Origin of the sequence: Neptunomonas sp. XY-337, assembly GCF_004959845.1 — a bacterium.
Lineage (GTDB): Bacteria > Pseudomonadota > Gammaproteobacteria > Pseudomonadales > Balneatricaceae > Neptunomonas > Neptunomonas marina.
In genome coordinates this window covers 502,296-523,206 of record NZ_SPLL01000002.1, presented here as the reverse complement: position 1 = coordinate 523,206, position 20,911 = coordinate 502,296, and the positions used below count along the sequence as shown (strand labels likewise).

At 50.7% G+C, this 20,911-nt stretch carries 20 protein-coding genes and 1 tRNA gene; 4 read left to right on the top strand and 17 right to left on the bottom strand.

Going from position 1 to position 20,911, the window contains the following annotated elements; translation table 11 throughout:
* Positions 1–5 precede the first annotated feature (5 nt).
* The 4 genes from E4L36_RS06070 to E4L36_RS06055 all read right to left on the bottom strand — a co-directional run bounded on the left by E4L36_RS06070 (position 6) and on the right by E4L36_RS06055 (position 4,228).
* Positions 6–1,067: a DUF3137 domain-containing protein gene (locus E4L36_RS06070; RefSeq protein ID WP_136679827.1), complete on the bottom strand. Its 1,062-nt coding sequence runs from the start codon at positions 1,065–1,067 to the stop codon at positions 6–8.
* A gap of 5 nt (positions 1,068–1,072) precedes the next feature.
* Positions 1,073–1,636 (bottom strand): LemA family protein, encoded by a 564-nt coding sequence (locus E4L36_RS06065; RefSeq protein WP_136679825.1) that lies wholly within the window; start codon positions 1,634–1,636, stop codon positions 1,073–1,075.
* 170 nt (positions 1,637–1,806) lie between these two features.
* Complete coding sequence (locus E4L36_RS06060; protein WP_136679823.1) at positions 1,807–3,204, bottom strand: aminotransferase class V-fold PLP-dependent enzyme; 1,398 nt, start codon at positions 3,202–3,204, stop codon at positions 1,807–1,809.
* 118 nt (positions 3,205–3,322) lie between these two features.
* Entirely contained in the window at positions 3,323–4,228 is a 906-nt protein-coding gene (locus E4L36_RS06055; RefSeq protein WP_136679821.1) for a LysR family transcriptional regulator, read from the bottom strand.
* A 174-nt stretch (positions 4,229–4,402) separates the two neighbouring features.
* On the opposite strand from E4L36_RS06055, the gene hisD reads away from it, so the two are divergent.
* Positions 4,403–5,713 carry a histidinol dehydrogenase gene (gene hisD / locus E4L36_RS06050; protein ID WP_136679819.1) on the top strand — a complete coding sequence of 437 codons (1,311 nt, stop codon included), beginning with the start codon at positions 4,403–4,405 and terminating at the stop codon, positions 5,711–5,713.
* Positions 5,714–5,722: 9 nt separating this feature from the next.
* Positions 5,723–6,910, top strand: coding sequence for an aminotransferase class I/II-fold pyridoxal phosphate-dependent enzyme (locus E4L36_RS06045; protein WP_136679817.1), 1,188 nt, complete (start codon positions 5,723–5,725; stop codon positions 6,908–6,910).
* A 39-nt stretch (positions 6,911–6,949) separates the two neighbouring features.
* Here E4L36_RS06045 and E4L36_RS06040 read toward each other — a convergent pair whose 3' ends face one another.
* From E4L36_RS06040 to bktB, 10 genes are all read right to left on the bottom strand, one after another.
* Positions 6,950–7,612, bottom strand: a complete 663-nt coding sequence (locus E4L36_RS06040) for a hypothetical protein (protein ID WP_136679815.1) — start codon at positions 7,610–7,612, stop codon at positions 6,950–6,952.
* Between the two features lie 176 nt (positions 7,613–7,788).
* Positions 7,789–8,334, bottom strand: a complete 546-nt coding sequence (locus E4L36_RS06035) for a hypothetical protein (RefSeq protein ID WP_136679813.1) — start codon at positions 8,332–8,334, stop codon at positions 7,789–7,791.
* A 185-nt stretch (positions 8,335–8,519) separates the two neighbouring features.
* Positions 8,520–9,170, bottom strand: coding sequence for a hypothetical protein (locus E4L36_RS06030; RefSeq protein ID WP_136679811.1), 651 nt, complete (start codon positions 9,168–9,170; stop codon positions 8,520–8,522).
* Positions 9,171–9,178: 8 nt separating this feature from the next.
* Complete coding sequence (locus tag E4L36_RS06025; protein WP_169051488.1) at positions 9,179–9,658, bottom strand: sigma-70 family RNA polymerase sigma factor; 480 nt, start codon at positions 9,656–9,658, stop codon at positions 9,179–9,181.
* Positions 9,651–10,199: a DNA-binding domain-containing protein gene (locus tag E4L36_RS06020; RefSeq protein ID WP_136679807.1), complete on the bottom strand. Its 549-nt coding sequence runs from the start codon at positions 10,197–10,199 to the stop codon at positions 9,651–9,653. The genes E4L36_RS06025 and E4L36_RS06020 overlap by 8 nt, the downstream gene beginning before the upstream one ends.
* Entirely contained in the window at positions 10,199–11,032 is an 834-nt protein-coding gene (locus E4L36_RS06015; protein ID WP_136679805.1) for a DUF692 domain-containing protein, read from the bottom strand. The genes E4L36_RS06020 and E4L36_RS06015 overlap by 1 nt, the downstream gene beginning before the upstream one ends.
* A gap of 16 nt (positions 11,033–11,048) precedes the next feature.
* Entirely contained in the window at positions 11,049–11,321 is a 273-nt protein-coding gene (locus tag E4L36_RS06010; protein WP_136679803.1) for a DUF2282 domain-containing protein, read from the bottom strand.
* Between the two features lie 305 nt (positions 11,322–11,626).
* Positions 11,627–12,487: a hypothetical protein gene (locus E4L36_RS06005; protein ID WP_136679801.1), complete on the bottom strand. Its 861-nt coding sequence runs from the start codon at positions 12,485–12,487 to the stop codon at positions 11,627–11,629.
* Positions 12,488–13,169: 682 nt separating this feature from the next.
* Positions 13,170–13,257 (bottom strand) — tRNA-Ser (locus tag E4L36_RS06000).
* A gap of 214 nt (positions 13,258–13,471) precedes the next feature.
* Positions 13,472–14,656 carry a beta-ketothiolase BktB gene (gene bktB, locus E4L36_RS05995; protein ID WP_136679799.1) on the bottom strand — a complete coding sequence of 395 codons (1,185 nt, stop codon included), beginning with the start codon at positions 14,654–14,656 and terminating at the stop codon, positions 13,472–13,474.
* Positions 14,657–14,831: 175 nt separating this feature from the next.
* Here bktB and E4L36_RS05990 point away from each other — a divergent pair, with 175 nt between their 5' ends.
* Positions 14,832–15,845 carry an AraC family transcriptional regulator gene (locus E4L36_RS05990; protein WP_136679797.1) on the top strand — a complete coding sequence of 338 codons (1,014 nt, stop codon included), beginning with the start codon at positions 14,832–14,834 and terminating at the stop codon, positions 15,843–15,845.
* Positions 15,846–15,932: 87 nt separating this feature from the next.
* On the opposite strand, the gene ftsZ is transcribed toward E4L36_RS05990, so the two are convergent.
* From ftsZ to pspF, 3 genes are all read right to left on the bottom strand, one after another.
* Positions 15,933–17,165 carry a cell division protein FtsZ gene (gene ftsZ, locus E4L36_RS05985; RefSeq protein ID WP_127695545.1) on the bottom strand — a complete coding sequence of 411 codons (1,233 nt, stop codon included), beginning with the start codon at positions 17,163–17,165 and terminating at the stop codon, positions 15,933–15,935.
* A 107-nt stretch (positions 17,166–17,272) separates the two neighbouring features.
* The gene (gene ftsA / locus E4L36_RS05980; protein WP_136679796.1) at positions 17,273–18,571 is read right to left on the bottom strand and encodes a cell division protein FtsA; all 1,299 of its coding nucleotides are present in this window, start codon (positions 18,569–18,571) and stop codon (positions 17,273–17,275) included.
* Between the two features lie 412 nt (positions 18,572–18,983).
* Positions 18,984–20,039 (bottom strand): phage shock protein operon transcriptional activator, encoded by a 1,056-nt coding sequence (pspF, locus tag E4L36_RS05975; protein ID WP_136679795.1) that lies wholly within the window; start codon positions 20,037–20,039, stop codon positions 18,984–18,986.
* 200 nt (positions 20,040–20,239) lie between these two features.
* Here pspF and pspA point away from each other — a divergent pair, with 200 nt between their 5' ends.
* A complete protein-coding gene (pspA, locus tag E4L36_RS05970; protein WP_127695280.1) occupies positions 20,240–20,911 on the top strand; it encodes a phage shock protein PspA in 672 nt (223 codons plus the stop codon).

Here is a 20,911-nt window from a genome sequence, read left to right as displayed (position 1 = left end):
CGCGTTCACTGGCGAAGTTGCCCCTGCGATAGCTGTTGCATTGCAAGCTTTCTGGTTGCCATATAGTCGAGCTTTAATTGCTCGACCACGCCAGACAGCAGTGCTATCTCTTGGGCAATCAACGGTAGTTTTTCCAGCTCATACGCAGATGTGTGAATATCCGTAGGCTCCATGAGATTGCCGCTATAAGGCAACATGAGTAGCGCAGTGTTACCCACAAATTCGCACATTAGCCCGCTGCCCTGCACGTTCTCTCTAAAGAGATCATCCAACGCAATTAGGCGCTCCATCATGGCGGGCGATAGAATATAACGGGCAAGTTGCTGGTCATTAGCGCGCACTTCATAGCGCGCTTCAAAGTTTGGGTTCTCAAGCGCCACGGTTTGGTGCGAGAGCGCACCGCGTGCAAACAAGTTGCCAAGGGCACCCTTATCTTTATGCATAATCACGTGCGCACCAAACTCGAAGGGCATGGTTAACGATATCATGCCGCCTTTGAAGACAGTCCGTGTCGAGTCTTTGGTTTTCACTTTGAGATGCAGCTCGCAAAACTCAAAGCCAATATCATCAAGCTTTCCTTTAATCGCATCTTCGCTGCTCCAGCGCTCAAAACGGGGAACCACCTTGAAACGACTATCTAGCTCAGGATCAAACTCGCTTTTGGGTGCGTAGGTGAAATCGCCATAGAGTTTAACCAATATTGGCAGCACGCTCGATTTATAGTGAGCGATATAGTCCCTAGCGGGTTTATTCACCCAATGATCCACGAACAGCAAGGCGAGCACTGGGTACAGTAGTGCCTCAAAGAGATGCAGATTAGCTAATTGCACACCCCCAAATACCAGCGCGGCGGGGAAAGCAAAGTATTTTAGAACCTTCTTCCGTTTCTCGTACTGTTCAAAGTAGTGCTGGCGCTGCGCTTCTAATTGATCTAACCCCGGCTTGATGCGCTCCTCAATAACGGCGCGCAGCTCATCAGATATGGGACTATCGTTTACCGGGGCCTGTTTAGGGCGAAAACGCAGTAGATTAAGCGCCCCAAGCGAGTTGAGTAATGGAATTATCATAACGCTTAACCAAGGTACTGATTGGCATCAACCGGCGCACGATCAGCGCTACTCGCCTCAAAAAATGGCATCGCTGTCACACCTGCGATAGAGGCGATAACATTCCCAGGGAATACTTGGATGCTATCGCGAAGCCCACGGTTAGCGGCATTATAACTGCGTCGTGCAGCACTGATATGCTCTTCAACATCCGCATAGGCGTGCTGAGCCGCTAACATATTCTCTTGCGATTTTAGCTCTGGGTAGTTTTCAACCGATACCAGCAAACTGCCCATTTTACTTTCTAGTTGCTGCTCCAGCGCAAAACGCGTCTCTTGATCAGCCTTTGCGTCAGTTGCTTGCAAAACTTCACTACGCAGGCGCGTTACCTCTTCGAGCAACTCGCGCTCATGCGCCATGAACTTCGCCGCAATTTTTAAGATATTCGGTATTAAATCGGCACGTTTTTTCAATTGCACATCAATGCCTGAAAACGCTTCCTGCATGGCATTTCGGCGTTGAATGATCGAAACGTACCACAGGTACCCAACTACCAACACAACGCCCAACACGACCAAAACGATGCTCATCGAATCCAACTCCCTTTCCTCCGAATGTGATAAAACCGCCGTCTGTTTTTAGCTAAAAAGCAGCGTATTATCATTTAGTTGTGGTGATCAACACTACAACATCGCCACCACGGAAGAAACAGAGAGGCTAGGAAAACGCCACCTTTCAGACACTACCCAGCCGGTTATCTTTACGCCGTAGATAGTTCACTACCCACCCGCTCTACCTTTGTAATCAGCCGCTCTATATGCCCGGCATTCACCTCACCGTTAGCCAAGATCAATCGAATACCGGTGCGCCCTTTATACTGAGCATAATCAACGTAAGGGCCGCCGGAACGCATCATGATTTTGCAGATCTCGATATTCAAGGTACGGAGCTGCGCTTCAGTGAGGCCGGTACCGGGGTTGAATCGAAACAAGATATTTAGGTAACTCGCATCAGCCAGCAGCTCAAGCTGGCTGCTTGCGCCAATCTGCTCAACGCATGTTGCCCGCATCGCTTGGAGGTGATCGATTTTGGCAGCGAAGCCCTGATTGCCGAGCGCTTTCCAACTGAGCCAAACCTTGAGTGCATCGGCACGACGGCCACATTGAATGGAGCGTTCGCCCAAGTTATAGGCCGCATTCTCATCGGCATGGAATAGATAGTCACCCCCGCCGCCAGAGCAACAAGCCGTTAACGCACCAGCGTGCTTGACGAGAATGACGGCGGCGGTGATCGGTACGTTCATCAGCTTGTGTGCATCCCACGCAACCGAATCGGCTAGATGGCTATCTGCTAATAGGTGGCGGTGTTGCTGGGAAAACAGCACAGGAGCACCCCACGCGCCATCAATATGCAGCCAAATATTGTGAGCCTTGGCGATTTTGCTACACGCAGCGACAGGATCAAACGCCCCCGTTACCGTGGTGCCAGCGGTCAGGCCGATAAAAAACGGCACATGTCCGTTGACGATACTGGCGTTGATCTCGGCTGTGAGTGCATCGGGGCACATACGGCCCTGCTCATCTGTAGCAACGGCAATCAGGTTATCAGTACCGATTCCGAGCACATTCGCGGCTTTTTGTGCGGAGTAATGCGCTTGATCAGACACATATGCCACCAGCGTTTGACCTTGGCTACCACGTGTTTTGTAATCTGGACAGACGTGGTGGCGCGCTAGCATCATGCCAATCAGATTCGCTTGGCTGCCACCTGCAACCATGACGCCTTCGCTAGTATCGTCAAAGCCGACCAAACGGTTCCATTGGCGGATCAGCTCCAGTTCCATTAGCGTGGCCACCGGCCCCACTTGGTAGGTATGCATGGTGGCATTGCTCAAACTTGTGATCCAATCGCCCAGCAGCGCCGCATCGTTACGGCCTGAGTAGAGCAACTTGAAGAAATCAGGTTGTGCAGCATCGGGGTTGTAGTGCAGATAGTTGCGCACCGCGGCCTCTAGTGTCGGCCAGTCAGCGCCCTGCTCGCCTAAACTAACATCCAGTTGCGCTGCTAGCTCTTGTGCCGCGGGAGCTTGCACTACTGGGCGCTCCTCTGCCAACCATGTCGTTACCGCTTTGGTGAGTATCTCTAGCTGCTTTTCCATACATTGTGCCCAATCTAAGCCGATTATCATGTGTTAGATCGCAGTATATTCACGGCATTTAGCTAGGCTCCAATGCTGATTTTATTTGCAGCAGTTACTTTTCGGCATGGGCAACGCGTTAGGTGCCGCTGTAGAGCTCTTGTAAGTAGTGCCAAAACTGATCCGCTGCGTGACACGCTGGGCGGCGTAATCGATACAAGCGGATGGATAGGTCTAACGAGCGCAGCGGTTCGTCCAGTTGCACCAGTTGGCCTTGCTCTAACTCGCGGCGGATCAAGCTAAGGGGTAGCCAAGCGATACCATAGCCACTTAGCACCAGTGATTTGAGCGCTTCCGACAGCGCGTTCTCACAGGCCAGATGTAACTTCAGCTGCGCGGGCACATGAGGTATGCACTCACGCGCTAACAAGCGGCCAAAATAGGACTTCGCAGGGTGGCCTAAAACCTTGAGCGTGCCCTGCTCCGGTACCGGTAAAACCGGTTCACCAACAGTGTTGGCCGCAGAAACAGGCACTAACCGATCAACACCCACTTGCAGTGTTTCAACATCCTCTCGTTGGAGCTGACTAAAAATATCTTCAGAGGCGTAGCACAACAAAAAATCGCCATTACCTGCGAGAAACGCTTCAACGTTATCGTGCAAATTGCCAGACTCCACCTTCACCAGCGCTCCATTAGTGAGTGCTTCAAGGGTGGTCATCCACGCGGGGAAAAACGATACCGCCAGCGCATGTTGCGCCACTATCACCAGTTGCTCGCGCTCACTGGCCATATCTTGTATCTGATTACGCACCGCATAGGTTTGACTGATCATCTGGCGGGCTTGCTCAACAAAAGCCTCACCTGCGGTTGTCAGTGTGGTGGGGTATTTATCGCGATCAACCAGCCCAACACCCAACCAGTTTTCTAACGAGCGGATACGGCGGCTAAACGCAGGCTGCGTTACAAAGCGCGCTTGGGCCGCTTTGGAGAAACTGCCGTGCTCCACGAGTGCAATAAAGTCGATTAACCATTTCAGTTCCATAGTCTCACCTAGACGCCCATGCAAAAAAGTAACCGCCTGTACCAAAAACGGCATTGGCCTGCTGCTGCGCACTCCTCCTAGTATGGAGCTATTGCATGGGCGGAGATAAGCCTCCGCTCAACCAAAGTACCAAAACTTCGAGCCTCACAAGAAGAACGATAGAGGATTTAGACAATGGAATACATCAAGCGCGCAACGGCGGGTGTAACCGCCACAACAGATGAACGTATACAGCAAACCGTAAAGCAGATGCTGGAGCGCATTGACCGCGATGGCGAGGCCGCCGTACGCGAGTACGCCGCCCAGTTCGATAATTGGCAAGGCGACTTTGTGCTCAGTGATGAAAAGCGCGCAGCACTGATCTCTCAAGTACCGGAGCAAGTAAAAGCAGATATCCAGTTTGCCTATCACCAAGTACAAACCTTTGCCAAAGCGCAGCGCGCTAGCCTGAATGAGTTTGAGATCGAAGCAACGCCCGGCGTCAAGCTAGGTCAAAAGGTGATTCCCGTCAGCTGTGCCGGTTGCTATGTACCGGGCGGACGATACTCCCACGCCGCGTCTGCGCTAATGAGCATTGCAACGGCCAAGGTCGCCGGTGTTGAGACGATCATCGCGTGCTCGCCACCAAAAGATGGCAGCATCCACCCAGCCATCGTCTATGCCATGGACCTTGCCGGTGCCGATATCATCCTTGAGATGGGCGGCGTTCATGCGGTGGCAACGATGGCTAAAGGACTGTTTACCGGCGTAGCCGCGGATATTTTAGTCGGCCCCGGCAACGGCTATGTGGCCGAAGCAAAGCGCCTACTTTTTGGCGAGGTGGGTATTGATGTATTCGCAGGCCCCACTGAATCCGCCATTATCGCCGATGATAGCGCCGATCCTATGACCATCGCGGTGGACTTAGTCTCGCAAGCCGAACACGGCTATGATTCACCGGTTTGGCTTTTCACAACCAGCCGCCGAATTGCAGAGCAGGTTGCCAAGATCATGCCAAAGGTGGCTGCCGACATGCCCAACCACGAGGTGGTACAAAGCGCATGGGATAACCACGGCGAGATCATCCTCTGTGAGAGCCGCGAGGAGTGTGTCCGTGTGAGTGACGAGTATGCATCTGAACACCTACAGGTGATCGCAGAGGAGCTAGCATGGTGGCGCGATCATCTACGCAACTACGGCTCACTTTTTCTCGGTGAAGGCGCCACGGTCACTCATGGCGACAAATGCTCTGGCACTAACCACATTCTGCCCACCAAGCGCGTGGCTCGCTATAGCGGTGGCTTAAATGTGCAGAAGTTCTTGAAAATCCTCACCTACCAAGAGATCAGCGAAGACGCTAACTACGCGTTCAGCGCGGCAGGCTCGCGCATCTCACGAGCCGAGGGGATGGAGGGCCATGCTCGCGCCTGCGATTGGCGTTTGCGTAAGTACTTCCCGAATGAAACGTGGGATTTCCCCGTCTATCAACAGAAGCGCTATGACTAAGGAGCGGCTATGAAATGTTTTGAGAAGTCGTTCACTCAGCAAGAGCCAATCCCAGCAGCGGGTATCGAAGCGGCCATTAACGTGATGCAAAGCGGCCGTCTGCATCGCTACAACACACTGCCCGACGAGCAAAGTGAAACTGATCTACTGGAGTGCGAGTTTGCCGAATACCAAGGCGTTCCCTACGCTCTGGCTTGCTCTTCGGGTGGATATGCGCTGCATATCGCTATGCGTGCTGGCGGTGTCAAACCGGGTGATCAGGTGCTGTGTAACGCTTTCACACTGGCTCCTGTCCCCGGTGCCATCCACAACAGCGGCGCAGTGCCTGTATTGGTGGATGTTGCCCAAGACTACTGTATCGATCTTGCCGACTTAGAGCGCAAAGCGGCCAGCAGCGGGGCCCGCTACTTCCTGCTATCACACATGCGTGGCCACATCGCGGACATGGATGCAATTATGACGATCTGTGCACGCTATAACCTGTTCTTAATCGAAGATTGCGCCCATACGATGGGCGCGACATGGAACGGCCAAAAAAGCGGCACCTTCGGTGATATTGCTTGCTTCAGCATGCAGACCTACAAGCATATTAACTCGGGCGAAGGCGGCTTTTTAACCACACGCCATGATGATGTGATGGCACGGGCAATCATGCTCTCGGGGTCATACATGCTGTTTGATCGCCACTTTAAAGGGCCACCGCCGGCTACGTTCGATACGATTCGCTATGAGACCCCCAACTACAGTGGCCGTATGGATAACCTGCGGGCAGCCATTTTGCGTCCACAACTGGCCGACTTAGACGCCCAGTGCGCACGCTGGAATCGCCGCTATCGCATACTGGAACGTACACTTGCTGAGGCTGACAATATTTATATACCCAAGCGCCCTGCTAAAGAGGGGTTTGTGGCCAGCTCTATCCAGTTCTCACTACCAAACTTTAATCCAGCGCAAATCCAGCACGTTATCGATGAATGTGCCGCGCGCGGTGTGGTACTAAAATGGTTTGGAGGCGCCGAGCCAACCGATTACACCAGCCGCTACGATAGCTGGCGCTACATCAAAACGTTGCCCAAGCTAACGCAAACCGAGCAAATACTCGCCACGCTTTTGGACATGCGTATCCCGCTGACTTTTTCAAAAGAGGACTGCGCACTGATCGCCGAGATCATTGTAGAGGTGGTTGGCCAACAATAGAGATGTGCAGCAAGGCACTTGCCTGCTGCACTTAGCCTTTTAGCGCTTTGGCTGTTTGGCTTTTCTCAGGCCGACAGCACCTAATAGGCCACCTAACAAGACCAACCCTGCTAGTGGGATGGCTGGAATCTGGCGCGGGGGTTGTGGCAAGTTAAAAAGCAGCACTGAGCCGGTGGTTAGCGTTGTCGCGCCACGTTGCAATGTGGCATTTAACGTAACCTGCGTGCTTGTCCAAGGGTTGGTAAAGCTAAAATCCACCGCTTGTGCTGCTATGGTCTGGCCGGAAAGGATCACGCCGTCACACGAACTAAGGCCTATGGGCGTATTAAAATTATTCGTTGAGATGCTTGCTGCGTTGTTCACCGTGAAAGTAACTGATTGCTGGCCCGTTGCATCTGCTGGCATTTGGGCGGCAAAACTCACAGAACCAGTTCCGACACTCCCTTTGGCCTCTTCTAGGCTCATAGTGGCTGATGCGAATCGTGCATTATTAGACAGCGTATAGGTGAACACATCCCCATCCACCAGCGGGCCGTTCAAGGTATCCAAGCACAACCAAATCGCATCACCCGAGATATTCTCAGTAAAGCTTGGTGTATTCATCTCGGTTGTGGTGATATTTTCCGATGTAAGCGGTTGAAAATCCGCATATGCGGATGAGCTAATCAGTGTAGCGATCACAGCTGCGTTTAGGCGCTTCATTAATATTCCCTCGTTATCAAGCAGTCCGAATGTCGGTAATAACAAACAGTTAATACCAAGCCAGTCTAGCCCAATTGGTACTTCTGTCGAGGTAGAAACGTAGAGTATTTAAGAGGCGATCAATGTGCAGAAAGGAAGCACCAAAGCCCTAAAAGCAGCGCTTTGGTGCGAATCATTTAGTCGTACGTTACGTTGATAACGTTAGTTACACCCGGCTTGATGGTAATATCTCCCACGGCAAGTTGTGGATCTTGGCTACCATACTGGCCTTTAAAGTAATATTTGCCAGGGCGAACACCGCGTGCCTTGTTGGAGATGTAGATATTGCGCTCAAAGGCGATAAAGCCGCCATCAATATAGGGAAACATCTGTTCCGAAACGCGGCTCTCTTTTAGCAAGCCACCGCTAGCACCTTCAACTAGGTTACCGTAACGCACGAGCGTAACACCTTCACGGTTGCGCTGGTGCGTCACTTCTAGCTTGCCGAAATCTGCAGCACACTTGTTTTCGTTATGATAACGGCAGTTGTTACGCGCATGGCCCGGCGATAAGAAATCGTCATTTCGTGTACTCGTGCCGGTTCCTTTACCTAATACACCGGTTGAGCTAACAACAGACCCAAGCGCGCCATTCAAAGCACCTTCGATGACTTGATTAGATTGGCAGCCGGCCAGCGCAAGAGCAGCCAATAATCCTGAAGCGAGCTTAACATTCCTATTCATACTTATTCCTTGATAATAATTATAATTTGCAACAACGAGATACAAAGTGGCGAATTATTACACAAGGCCTAATTGAATAACATATTGATTAGCACAGTACGATACGCAAACGGCAGACGGATATTGGGCCGCACCACCAAACCTCCCAGCACTTGCCTTACAGCACCTCACTGGATCGCATCTAACTACCTGTCAATGACGCGTGGGTTTGGTTCTTCGATCAATGCCATTAAGAGGCCAGATTCCACCCAAAGCGCGACATTCAAGCCTTTCACCTGCATTTCGATGGGCGCTTGGCGATCTATCTTGGGTATATCACCAAAAATATGTGGATCATATCCAACTTCGTACAGTGTGCTTTTTTCGTTCGCTGAGCCCACGTATCGCAACTGCGCAGCGGTCACGCCTTGTATCGAGCAATACCGTGCACCTAACAATTGCGGTTTGACCTCAGCTAACCGATCTTGCAGATAGTTAGAGCTGACTGGCGAAAACTCCAACTCTGTAAAGAAGCTTTGCACGGCTGCCATGGAACGTGTGTCTAGCTCCATGGGACGCTGCTTCAGATGATTCTTGGCCACCTCATTGGCGATCGCCGCCAATCGGTCACTCTGCCCTGCATGCGGCCAATTCAAAAACGCTAACATAAACAGACAGACCGTCGCCGCCGCGGCAAACAGCTGCGGCCTTCTCCAACGCGGTTTCGTGGTGTGCTTTAGCAGATCCTGCTGCATCGACAACAAATCATCGAGCTGCGCCGCGTTCAACGCTTCCTGCTCAACGCGGTGCTTAACCTGCGCTTTAAAAGTATTCTCAGGGCGATCTGGCAACATCATCGCACCTCCTAACCAAGTAATCTTTCTGCTTTCAAACGCTTACGCAAGCGGTGTAAGCGTGTCAAAAATGTTCCACGGGGGATCTCTAACAATTCGCATGCCTCGTCGGTACTGTAACCTAGCACCGCCCAGTAGTAGAGCAGCTCGCGCTCTTGAGGCTTTAGCAGCCCCCAAACATTTTCTAACTCCTGCTCGGTAATCGAGATCGACTCTAGATCAAGCGGCGAAATATCGTAAACCTTGGTCTCCTCGTAGCTCTCCTGCTGCCAGCGTTTACCATGGCGGTAGTGATCGATATAGCGGTTGCGAATCAGGGTACGTAGGTAAGCATCAGGTTTTTTAATCTCTTCGCGCCCACGTTGCACCGTAACGAGATAGGACTCAAGCGCCGACTGCAGCAGATCGTAGGCATCAGACGGACACTGGCTTAGCACGTAGGCATACTGATAGAGCTTATTTAGCTGTGCTTTATCGACAAGTTCAGTCATCCGCATACCCATTTGGCGAGAGCGTTTCACCATTTATGTAAAGTGCAATGCCACGGCGATAAATATGCAGTGCTTTAGCACCAGCACAATCTGTGGAAATATCGGTATAAGGGTGAGCGAGATGCAGCTGTTGCAGTAAGGATAGCGTTAGTTTCTCGGGGGCGTACAGCACGACAAAGCTCGGATACGCCTCATCATCGGCATAGTACTGCTCGGTAATCGCATACTCAATTGCTGCAACATCGCTATAGAGAGACCAATCAAGATAGGAGCCTCGCGGGCCGTGAATCTGTGCCTCGATAAACCGGCTGAACTGATCGCCGTAGCGGTTAATATCCCAATGAGCGGCCGGATAGTGCGCGGCATACACGTGTGAAAGTTGCGAAAAGGTCTCTGCGCCTAGCAGACATTTAACCAGTTTAAAGGTATTACCCAGCGCCGCAGCATGCCCTGAAATGAGATTGGTTCGATAGGGCTCAACGCTTGGATCCGCAGCCAAAACCGCATCCGCGAACCTCTGTAAGCTATCTTGGTAACTCATCACACCACCTCTGCGTGGGCATCTAGAATCGCTTCGGCCTGCAACCGTTGCTGATTCAGCACCGAGAACTCAGGGAGCTGACTATCCCACTCGATTAGGGTTGGTATTGCACCATGCTCTTGAATCACGTTCGCATAAATCTGCCAGACATCCGTGCTTACTTCGCTGGCGTGGGTATCAATCAAGCGGCCTTCAATCTCGCTGAAGCCCGCTAGGTGAACTTCACCTACACGTTCAAGAGGCAGATCAGCAAGAAAATCATGAACGGTTTCTCCTAGATTTTGTTGGTTAACATAAGCGTTATTTAAATCTAGCAGCAAGCCACAACCGGTTTCCTCACAGAGTTCTCGCAAAAATATCGCTTCGCTGTAACCTGCATCGGGATAACGGTAGTAACGAGAGAGGTTTTCAACCAGTATTGATCGTCCTAATTGATCCTGAACTTGGTTAATCCGTGACGCCATATGCCGAATAGCTTCATCGGTAAAGGGAACCGGCAACAGATCATGAAAATGCACCGCAGCCTGCTGGGTAAAACAGGCATGTTCTGAAATAAGCCCAGGTTTGAACTGATCAACCATCGCTTTGAGCGTTTGCAAATAGTCACGATCCAGCGGCGCAGTACCACCTAAATTGAGGCTAACGCCGTGAAAGCTCAGCGGGTAATCTTGCGCCACCTGCTCTAGCAAACGCCGACTAAGACCGCCCCCCATATAATTACAAACATGCACCTCAAACCAAGGAATTGCTGGTTTAGTGCGCAATACCTCGCGAAGATGTGCAGAGCGCAGGCCTAAGCCTGCCCCCTGACACAGTGTATCGATATCTGCCATATCGCTATCGCACCGCCTACTTCGCAGGCTTCACTTTAGCGACGACACCACCGGCAATTTTCGCGCATTGACCTTCAGGTACATACACCCACTCGGTATCAAGGTTGTCTGCTTTCGCTTGGCCTGCACATCCGTGGGAGCCATCGAGCGCACCACAATCGTTCATACCCGCCTTCGCTATCCCGGCACATTTCTCCCAGTTTTTTGGTGCATCAGGCACTGCGTTCGCAGTTGTTGCAATCGCTGTAAGGCCCACAAATGTCGCTGTGATGAGTGTTTTATTTTTCATTGTTATCTCTCCGCATAAAGCGAGTTTCTCCCCGCAGGGAATTCAATCATGCTGCCAGATGGCAGCTGCGCTTAAACCGATTGAGTGGCCACTCGTTTCTTAGAGACGTGCGTCATGCCTATTTGATTGCATGTATTTAGTGATTGGCAGAAAAAGCGCTACCGGTGAATAGGTAACTGTCTCGTTCACACAACCCGCATAGGAAAGTGCGTTGTTGTACTGTGCGAACACCGAAGTGTATCGAGAGGAGTGCAAGAACCGTAAAGAGAAAGGCCGCCTACCGGCAGCCTTGTATTAAAAGTCAGCTATTTTCTCAAGCGCGTTACACCTAGCCCACCCAGCAACAAACCAAGTGCCGCAAGGCCGAGACCGCCCAAGGCGGGGATGCTCTGAGCATTGACCGGTGGTGGAGGCAGAGTATCGTCGTCTTCTGCGATACCTACGACATCAACTGGATCAAAGCCATCAAAAGCAGGATCTACTGAATCTGCCGCAGCGGTGACCACTGTAAATGAAAGATCACCATCCACGGCTGCATCGTCGTTCGCAGTAATTGTGAATGTCGCTGAGTAGCCATTACCAGCCGTTAACGTAACCGATGCGGCAGAAAGCGCGACTTCACCCGATACCGTCGAGAGGTTAACCGTGACATCATTCGTTGGGGTAACATCAGGCCCAGCAGAAACGGTGATAGTTTGTGCCGCCCCTCCCTCAATTACACGAAAGCCACTACTAGGGCTGACGGTAAGCGTCGCAACACCGTCCACGTTCTGGTTCGTCACCGAAACGGAGTTCGCAGATGCGCCGTTATAACTGGCCGTTCCGCCTGTTGCGGTAACAATATTGGTAACGGTATAACTAACATCCCCGTCATTGCCATCCCCGGATGCGCCGGGAGTCACAGTGACATACTTTGGCACATCAAAATCGGCCGCAGTAAACGTCAGCGCTGCAGAAACTGTACCTTCCGTTACATCAGTTGAGCTAGGAGTAACCGTAACTGTTTCGCCAACACTTGGGCTATCGTCAAGTGTCACCGCATACTGAACGGTTGTACCACCCTCGAAAGTTGTGAGTGTGGTGGGAGTTACAATAGCTTGAACCAAAGCATGGGCGGGTAATGCACTACACATCGCGATCCCGAGTCCTAATTTAAGCGCTCTCATTATCTTTCCTTTGATAGGGTAATTGTTATCGAACGACGATAATCGCACTCTATTTATATTTTGTTAAGCTTCAGCGACACTTTTTTACACGCACCTACAAGAAGTGGTGATTCACCTTTGAGGCCAAACTAAGAAGACCTCGGATAAATAGGTTTCACCTCGCTCTATTTAAGGCTCCGCAAGTATTCTAATGAAAGAGAAATCCCATAATGCAAGGCCTGATGGAAAGTGATAAACCATAAGCGGAAAGCTCGCGAGGCTAACGAGCATCGCCCAATGCCCTCCGGCGACGCCATGCAACATCGCTGGAAATAGAACTATGAAAGCCAGAAAAAAGTTATATAGCCCCCGCTGCTAACGGTTATATCCAATATGATAAGAAGCGCACTGAACGTGAGATGGCAGCATAGCGTTGCAGGTGAGGCTATACTCACCCGCAGGTTGAGCAAGGTGCGCTTAGCACAGTCCAAGTACGGCAACTATGCCAGCGCTCAGGCGCTATCAGATATGAGCACCAATCGATAAAGAGGGATCTATTTAGCACTCAGCCTTGCCGAAAACAAAGCATTTTCAGGTGCCAAAACGTGCGCAAAATGACATCAGATAAATGGTAATGCTTGACGCAAAAATTTATTGAGTTGGTCTAATAAAGAAACGTAGAAATGCTTAAGAGATAAGAAAATGGCGGTCAGGGAGGGATTCGAACCCTCGATACGTTGCCGTATACACACTTTCCAGGCGTGCTCCTTCAGCCACTCGGACACCTGACCGTTTTGATACGTTAACAAGCCGTTAGCGCCGCCTCGTTAAGTGGCGCGTATATTAACGGCATCTCCCGAGATCAGCAAGGGGCATGGCTAAATTTATGCTAAAAACTTGCTACTTTTCAGCTCTCTAAGTAGGAGCGTGCAAAAGATAACCAATACAACGAGCGGGTTAAAAACGGCCATCCTTGGCCAACCACAAGTGAGACCTTGCAGACAGTTAAACCCGTTCAAATAGTGCGGCGATACCTTGGCCACCGCCGATACACAAACTCACCATTGCGAAGCGCCCACCCACACGTTGAAGTTCATGAAGTGCTTTCACCGTAACGATGGCACCTGTCGCGCCAATCGGATGGCCAAGCGAGATACCACTGCCATTCGGATTAAGCCGTTCGCTTGGTAAGTTGAGTGACTTCGCAACCGCCAACGCTTGTGCGGCAAACGCCTCATTGACTTCATATACGTCGATATCGTCAACCGTGAGCTTTTGGCGAGCGAGAATTTCTTGGATCGCAGGTACCGGCCCTATCCCCATGATCTTGGGATCTACGCCAACAACGCTGTAATCCACAAGGCGCGCCATGGGCGCTAGCCCCTGAGCCTCGGCGGCTTCTGCATCCATCATAACCAACGCGGCTGCGGCATCGTTTAAGCCTGACGCGTTCCCAGCGGTTACGGTACCGTCACGTTGAAAAACCGGCCGTAGGGCCTGCATATCACTGAACTGACAATCAAAGCGTACGTGTTCATCCTGAGCAAAAGTGAGCTCTTTACCACGTTTACGCATCGTCACAGGAACGATCTGATTGGTAAAATGACCAGCTTCGATTGCCGCTTGAGCCCTGTTGTGGCTCAACACAGCCAGCTCATCTTGTTCATCTCGGCTGATATTATGACGAGCAGCTAGATTCTCCGCTGTGATGCCCATATGTATCCCATTAAAGGGGCAGTGCAGCGCAGCCGTCATTGGGTCGAGCATCTCCGCATCCCCCATCCGCTGCCCGAAACGGCCCGCTGGAAACCAGTAGGGAACACCGCTCATGGACTCAGCACCACCTGCCACCACGGTGTCGCAAGCGCCTAGTTCAATTTGTTGGGCTGCTGAGAGCACAGCCTGCAAGCCACTTCCGCAAAGTCGGTTAACCGTAAGAGCTGGAGTTGTTTCAGCTAAGCCCCCCTTGATTGCAGCATAACGCCCTAGATACATATCCTGAGCGGTCGCATGGATAACGTTTCCAAAGACGGCTTGCCCCACCGTACTCGGATCAACTTCAGCACGTTTGACCGCCTCGGCCACTAACATGCCTGCCAAGTCACTTGCTGCTTGATCTTTTAGACTACCGCCATAGGTTCCGATGGCGGTTCTCACACCACTCAATACCACAACTTCGCGCTTATTCATTTTGGCTCCAACTCTTAACACACTTCAGATACATCTAGTGTCGCCGTAGCGCCGGATTGCTGCAATTGCGAAACAAGCCCTTTGATTACCATTAAAGGACACACAAACAGACAAAACTTGCTTTTTTTTGCCTATATGGACATTATTTATAGCAAAAAAGGACAGCCGCATACTCATGAGTACGGACCATCACACTATTGCCATCCATTTTGCAAAAACGCTGATTGCCGCAGCTGAGCGTAACCATCTTGATATCGATATATTGTTAGAAAAGGCGGATCTCAATAGGGAAATGCTAACCAATTCCCAGCTTCGTATTACTGCAAACCAATTTGGTGGGTTAATGCACGCGCTCTGGCAAGCAGGTGATGATGAACTGATGGGGATGGCGGGTGTACCATCACGTTATGGTGTGTTTGCGATGATGGCTAAGCAGGCGGTACGCTGCCGTACGCTGCGCTCGGCACTGTATCATCTATGCAAATTCTACTCGCTCGTTGCGCCCGGACTAGAACTCACGTTTATCGATGATGGTGTGAACACGCGAGTTACCACTCAACTCAATTTCCCTGAACATGATCCAGACCACACGCTCAGAGAGTTTCTCATGCTGGTTTGGCACCGCTTTGCCAGTTGGCTAGTGGGACAGCGCATTCCACTCAGTCATATTGATTTTGAATACCCCCAGCCAGAACATGTTGCTGAATACCGTTTAATGTACCCTTGCCCGGCAAGATTTCAGCAACCAACGAATAGCCTTGTACTGCCAAGCTCGGCGCTAGGGTTGCCTGTGATTCAAACACCCGACAGCTTACGCAGCTATCTGCGAAATGCTCCGGTTCAGTGGTTTCAGCGCCAAGCTTACTTTCCTGTTTTTACCCGCAAAGTCATCGACTATTTAGAAGAGAGCCAACACGTGGGTGAAAGCTCGATGGACAACATTGCTGACGAGCTACATATGACAACACGCACACTGCGCCGCAAATTAGCTGAAGAGCAAACCACCTTTCAAGAGTTAAAGGACCGCGTAAGACGAGATCATGCCATTCATCAACTGAGCAGGCCCGCGCTAAGCATTGCCCAAATATCAAGAGAGTTAGGTTTTTCAGAGCCTGCCGCATTCACACGCGCATTTAAGCAGTGGACGGGCGTTCCACCGAGCAGTTATCGCGGTGGCGCAAAAGCGTAAGAAGTGGTGTTTCACAGATACAAAAAAAGCCGCTCATCAGAGCGGCCCAATCATTAAAGCACCTGAAAGGTCGATAGACCTCGGTAATCAATCTGCCTGACGGCGCAAGAAAGCTGGAATATCAAGGAAGTCCATATCATCAGTGCCTGTCTTTTGCGGAGACACGCTCTGCGATTGTGCAACGCTCTCACGTTCCTGCTCTTGCAAAGCCTGACGCTTACGCTCCTCTGCTCGGTTACGTAAAACGGCAGGTAGCTCAAGCTGATTGAAATCGGTTGATGTTGGCGCAGGCGCTGCAGGCTGAGATGATGCAACTGCTCGAGTTGTTGTACCACCATTAGCCACTTGCAGTGTTTGCGCTTCTGCCTGACCAAGCCCAGTGGCTACGACTGTTACTTTAAGCTCATCTGCCAGATCAGGATCAATCACTGTACCAACAACGATTGTTGCGTTCTCAGAGGCATACTCTTCAACGATATTACCCACCTCAGAGAACTCGCCTAGGCTCATATCAAGGCCGGCGGTAATGTTAACCAAAATACCGCGTGCGCCTTTAAGATCAACGTCTTCTAGCAGCGGGCTGTTAATCGCAGCTTCGGTTGCTACAGAAGCTCGATCATCACCTTTTGCTGTACCTGAGCCCATCATCGCCATGCCCATTTCAGACATTACGGTACGCACATCGGCAAAGTCGACGTTGATCATACCTGGGCGTGTGATCAGATCAGCAATACCCTGCACAGCGCCGCGCAATACATCGTTCGCGGTATTGAAGGCATTCAGCAGGCTGCAGTTACGGCCTAGCACCTGCATCAGCTTTTCGTTTGGAATAATGATGAGCGAGTCAACATTTTCCTTTAATTCTTTGATCCCCTCTTCGGCGATCTTCATACGCTTGCGGCCTTCGAACGGGAATGGCTTAGTTACCACGGCAACCGTCAGAATTCCCATCTCTTTCGCCACTTCAGCAACGATCGGTGCAGCACCCGTTCCTGTGCCGCCACCCATACCTGCGGTGATAAATACCATGTCTGCACCGCTGATCATCTCAGCGATATGGTCTCGATCCTCTACTGCGGCTTCACGGCCTACCTCTGGATTTGCACCAGCACCCAAGCCTTTCGTGAGTTCACCACCAATCTGTAGCACCGATTTTGCCAGCATATTCTGCAACGCTTGCGAGTCAGTGTTCGCGCAAATAAACTCAACGCCTTCAACATCTGTACTCACCATATGCTGAACGGCATTACCGCCACCACCACCTACACCAACTACCTTGATGACGGCGCTCTGTGGCAAGCTATCAACCAATTCAAACATGATCTAATCTCCTTCAGGTTTTGCGCTTTTCTTACAGCTTTCTTAAGTGCTGTTTTATTGTTGTCTGTATCTTACCGACTCTATCCCCAATAAGGGAGAGACTACGGCTAAAAATTCCCTTTAAACCAATCTTTTACCCGACTGATCATGCCCGGCCCTTGGGGCACGGGTAGTTCTTCCACTTCGCTAGAGCGATCTTCGCTCACCAGACCGCTACTGGATGCTGCCGTCGGTAGTGGCGCCGTCGACGCGCCTCCGAGCTGCTCCCCCTCCGCGGCATAATGCAACAGACCAATACTGGTGGCGAAAATCGGGTTTTGCAGGATATCATCCATCCCGCGAACACCGTGCGGCATCGCGAGTCGAACCGGCATATGGAAGATCTCCTCCGCCAGTTCAACAACCCCTTCCATCTTCGCGGTGCCGCCGGTTAGTACGATGCCTGCAGCCACCAGATCTTCAAACCCACTGCGGCGTAGTTCCGCTTGCACGAGGGTAAAGAGTTCGTCGTAGCGCGGTTCCACCACCTCGGCCAAGGATTGGCGCGACAGATCGCGCGGTGGTCGGTCGCCCACGCTTGGGACCTTGATGGTCTCGTCAGCGCTGGCGAGCTGCGCAAGGGCGCAGGCATACTTAATTTTGAGTTGTTCTGCATGTTGCGTGGGGGTGCGCAAAGCCATGGCAATATCACTGGTGACTTGGTCGCCAGCAATCGGTATCACCCCGGTGTGACGAATGGAACCGGCGGTAAAGACCGCGATATCCGTGGTGCCGCCGCCAATATCAACCATACAGACGCCGAGGTCTTTTTCATCTTCAGTGAGTACGGCGTAGCTGCTGGCCAGCTGTTCAAGCACAACCCCATCCACCTCTAAACCACAACGGCGTACACACTTCTCGATGTTTTGAATCGCGTTGGTGGCACCTGTGACTAAGTGGACTTTCGCTTCTAGGCGGACCCCTGACATACCCAGCGGCTCTTTGATGCCCTCTTGGTTGTCGATCAAGTATTCCTGCGGCAGGATGTGCAAAATTTTCTGATCGGCGGGAATCGCGACCGCACTGGCAGCATCGATCACGCGCTCTAGGTCATGTTCCGTCACTTCACGCTCACGCACGGCCACAATGCCGTGGGAGTTCAAACTGCTAATGTGGCTGCCCGCAATCCCCACAGTAACGGAGTGGATCTTGCAGCCGGCCATCAATTCCGCTTCTTCCACCGCACGCTGAATAGAGCTAACGGTGGATTCGATGTTGATCACAACGCCGCGTTTTAAACCACGGGAGGGGTGCGAACCGATACCCACCACCTCGAGCTGGCCATCTGGACGCACATCAGCCACTAGGCACACCACTTTGGAGGTGCCAATGTCTAACGCGACTATCATGTTGTGTTCATTTTCCATGGGGCCAACCATTCATATATAAAGGATCTAAAACTCAGTTCGCGACAAATTATATGCAAACATTGGGTTAATTCCAGTTACATACTCAAGAATTAACCCGCGTTATTAATGTACAAAATATAATCAACTATCGCCAATAGCTTATCGACGCATACTTTTATAACTTTAGATAAATCTACACATTTCAATAAGATAGAACACTGAAGCACCTAAGTTAACGCAGCAAATTATTATTAACTACATGAATAAAAGTGAATCTAAATTATCAAAAAAATCAAAATTCAATCTTGAATAAATGCAAAAAATCAAAATCCATTTTTGAATAATTCCAAAAATATCAAAAACCAATATTGATTATTCCATCACAAATCAAAATCCACTTTTGATTTTAAGCTTAGTTTTTGAGTGAAATTTATTCATTAGCAATATCGACGGCGTTTTTGCGCAAAAATTGCCGCAACGGGAGCATCTGCTGTTTCTTAAGCTGCGCGCGCAACTGATGGTAAGTCATATTGAGCGCCTCAGCAGCATCACGCTGGTTGTAGTTCACCGCTTTCAGGGCCTCTAACAGCACTCCCCTTTCAAACGCAGCCACTTGCTGCGCGAATCCCAACTGCGGCTCATCAACCGCGCCAGTCGTTTGATCTCCTTCGGAGGGCTCATCAGCTTCAGGCACCTCTTTTGACTCAGCCCACGGCACGGCGAAAGGATCAAGCAGCAGCTCTTTAAGTAGCTCATCCTCATCATCTTGACGATATATGCTACGTTCCACTGCATTTCGTAGCTCACGCACATTACCGGGCCAAGAGTAATCACGCAGCTGATCCAGCACATAGTCAGAAAAACCTGCAAAGTAGCTACGCCCCAACTCTAAGCACATACTTAACGCAAAGTGCTCCGCCAACAAAAGGATATCTTCTTGCCGATAGCGCAGCGGCGGAATATGAACAACATCAAATGCTAACCGATCAAGCAAATCAGCACGAAACTCGCCACTGTCTGCCAACTGAGGTAGATCTGCATTCGTTGCCGCAATAAGACGTACATCCGCTTGCAGCGTTGCCTGACCACCTATTCGTTCATACTCACCATACTCAATAACACGCAGCAGCTTCTCTTGAACGCGCAGGGAGCAAGTGCCTAACTCATCCATAAACAGCGAGCCTCCCTCTGCCCGCTCAAATCGGCCGAGGTGTCGTTTAGATGCGCCGGTAAAAGCGCCTGCCTCATGGCCAAATAACTCGGACTCCAACAAGCTTTCGGTCATAGCTGCGCAATTTACCTTGAGGAAGCTCTGATCCCAGCGCCTCGATAGGTAATGCAAACGCTCTGCCACCAACTCTTTACCGGTTCCACGCTCACCTATCACCAATACCGGCTTATCAAGCACAGCAACTCGCGAGATATGGTCTGCAAGATCCAGCATTAAAGCTGATTCGCCAATCATGGATTTATTATTTAACTTCATAGACTAAATGTTAGCCAAAAAATTAATTAACTTTTAGTCAAATTAACCAATATTAGCATTTATTTTTAATGATTTTTATAAAATTCATATATATCAATAACTTAAAAAATTGGCATAGAGTTCGCTAAATCAAAGCATCCATAGCCCTCGAGGCATGAGCACATGCTTGGAGAGGCATTTACACAGAAGGAGTGATAACAATGGGTATTTTTTCTCGTTTTCAAGACATCGTTAACGCCAACATCAACTCCCTGCTGGATCGTGCGGAAGATCCTGAAAAGATGATCCGCCTGATGATTCAAGAGATGGAAGAGACACTAATTGAGGTTCGCAGCACCTCCGCAAAGGTTATTGCTGATAAAAAAACACTGGAGCGCCGCATGGCTGCCCTGACCCAAGATGCTGAAGACTGGGAACAAAAAGCAGCACTAGCCATTACACGAGGTCGTGAGGATTTAGCACGCGCTGCACTGGCCGAGCAAGCGGCAGCAACTGAAACACTAGAGCTAGGCCACAACGAACTGGATGCTATTGAGTCGCACTTAGAAGACTTGAACAGCGAAATCAGCCAGCTCCAACACAAACTGGATGATGCTAAAGCGAAGCAAAAGTCGATGCTCGCACGTGAGCAGTCTGCCCGCTCACGCTTGGAAATTCGCCGCCGCTTTAACCGCGACAAGCTGAATGAAGCATTCGAGAAGTTTGAGCGCTACGAGCGGAAAATGGATAACATGGAGGCTGAGGTCGAAAGTTACGACTTAGGCAGCAAAGATCTGGCCGAAGAGATCGCTGATCTTGAGCGCGACGAGGCCATTGATGAAGCGCTGGCAAAACTCAAAGCCCGCATGGATAAAAAGGATTCTGGTGAATAA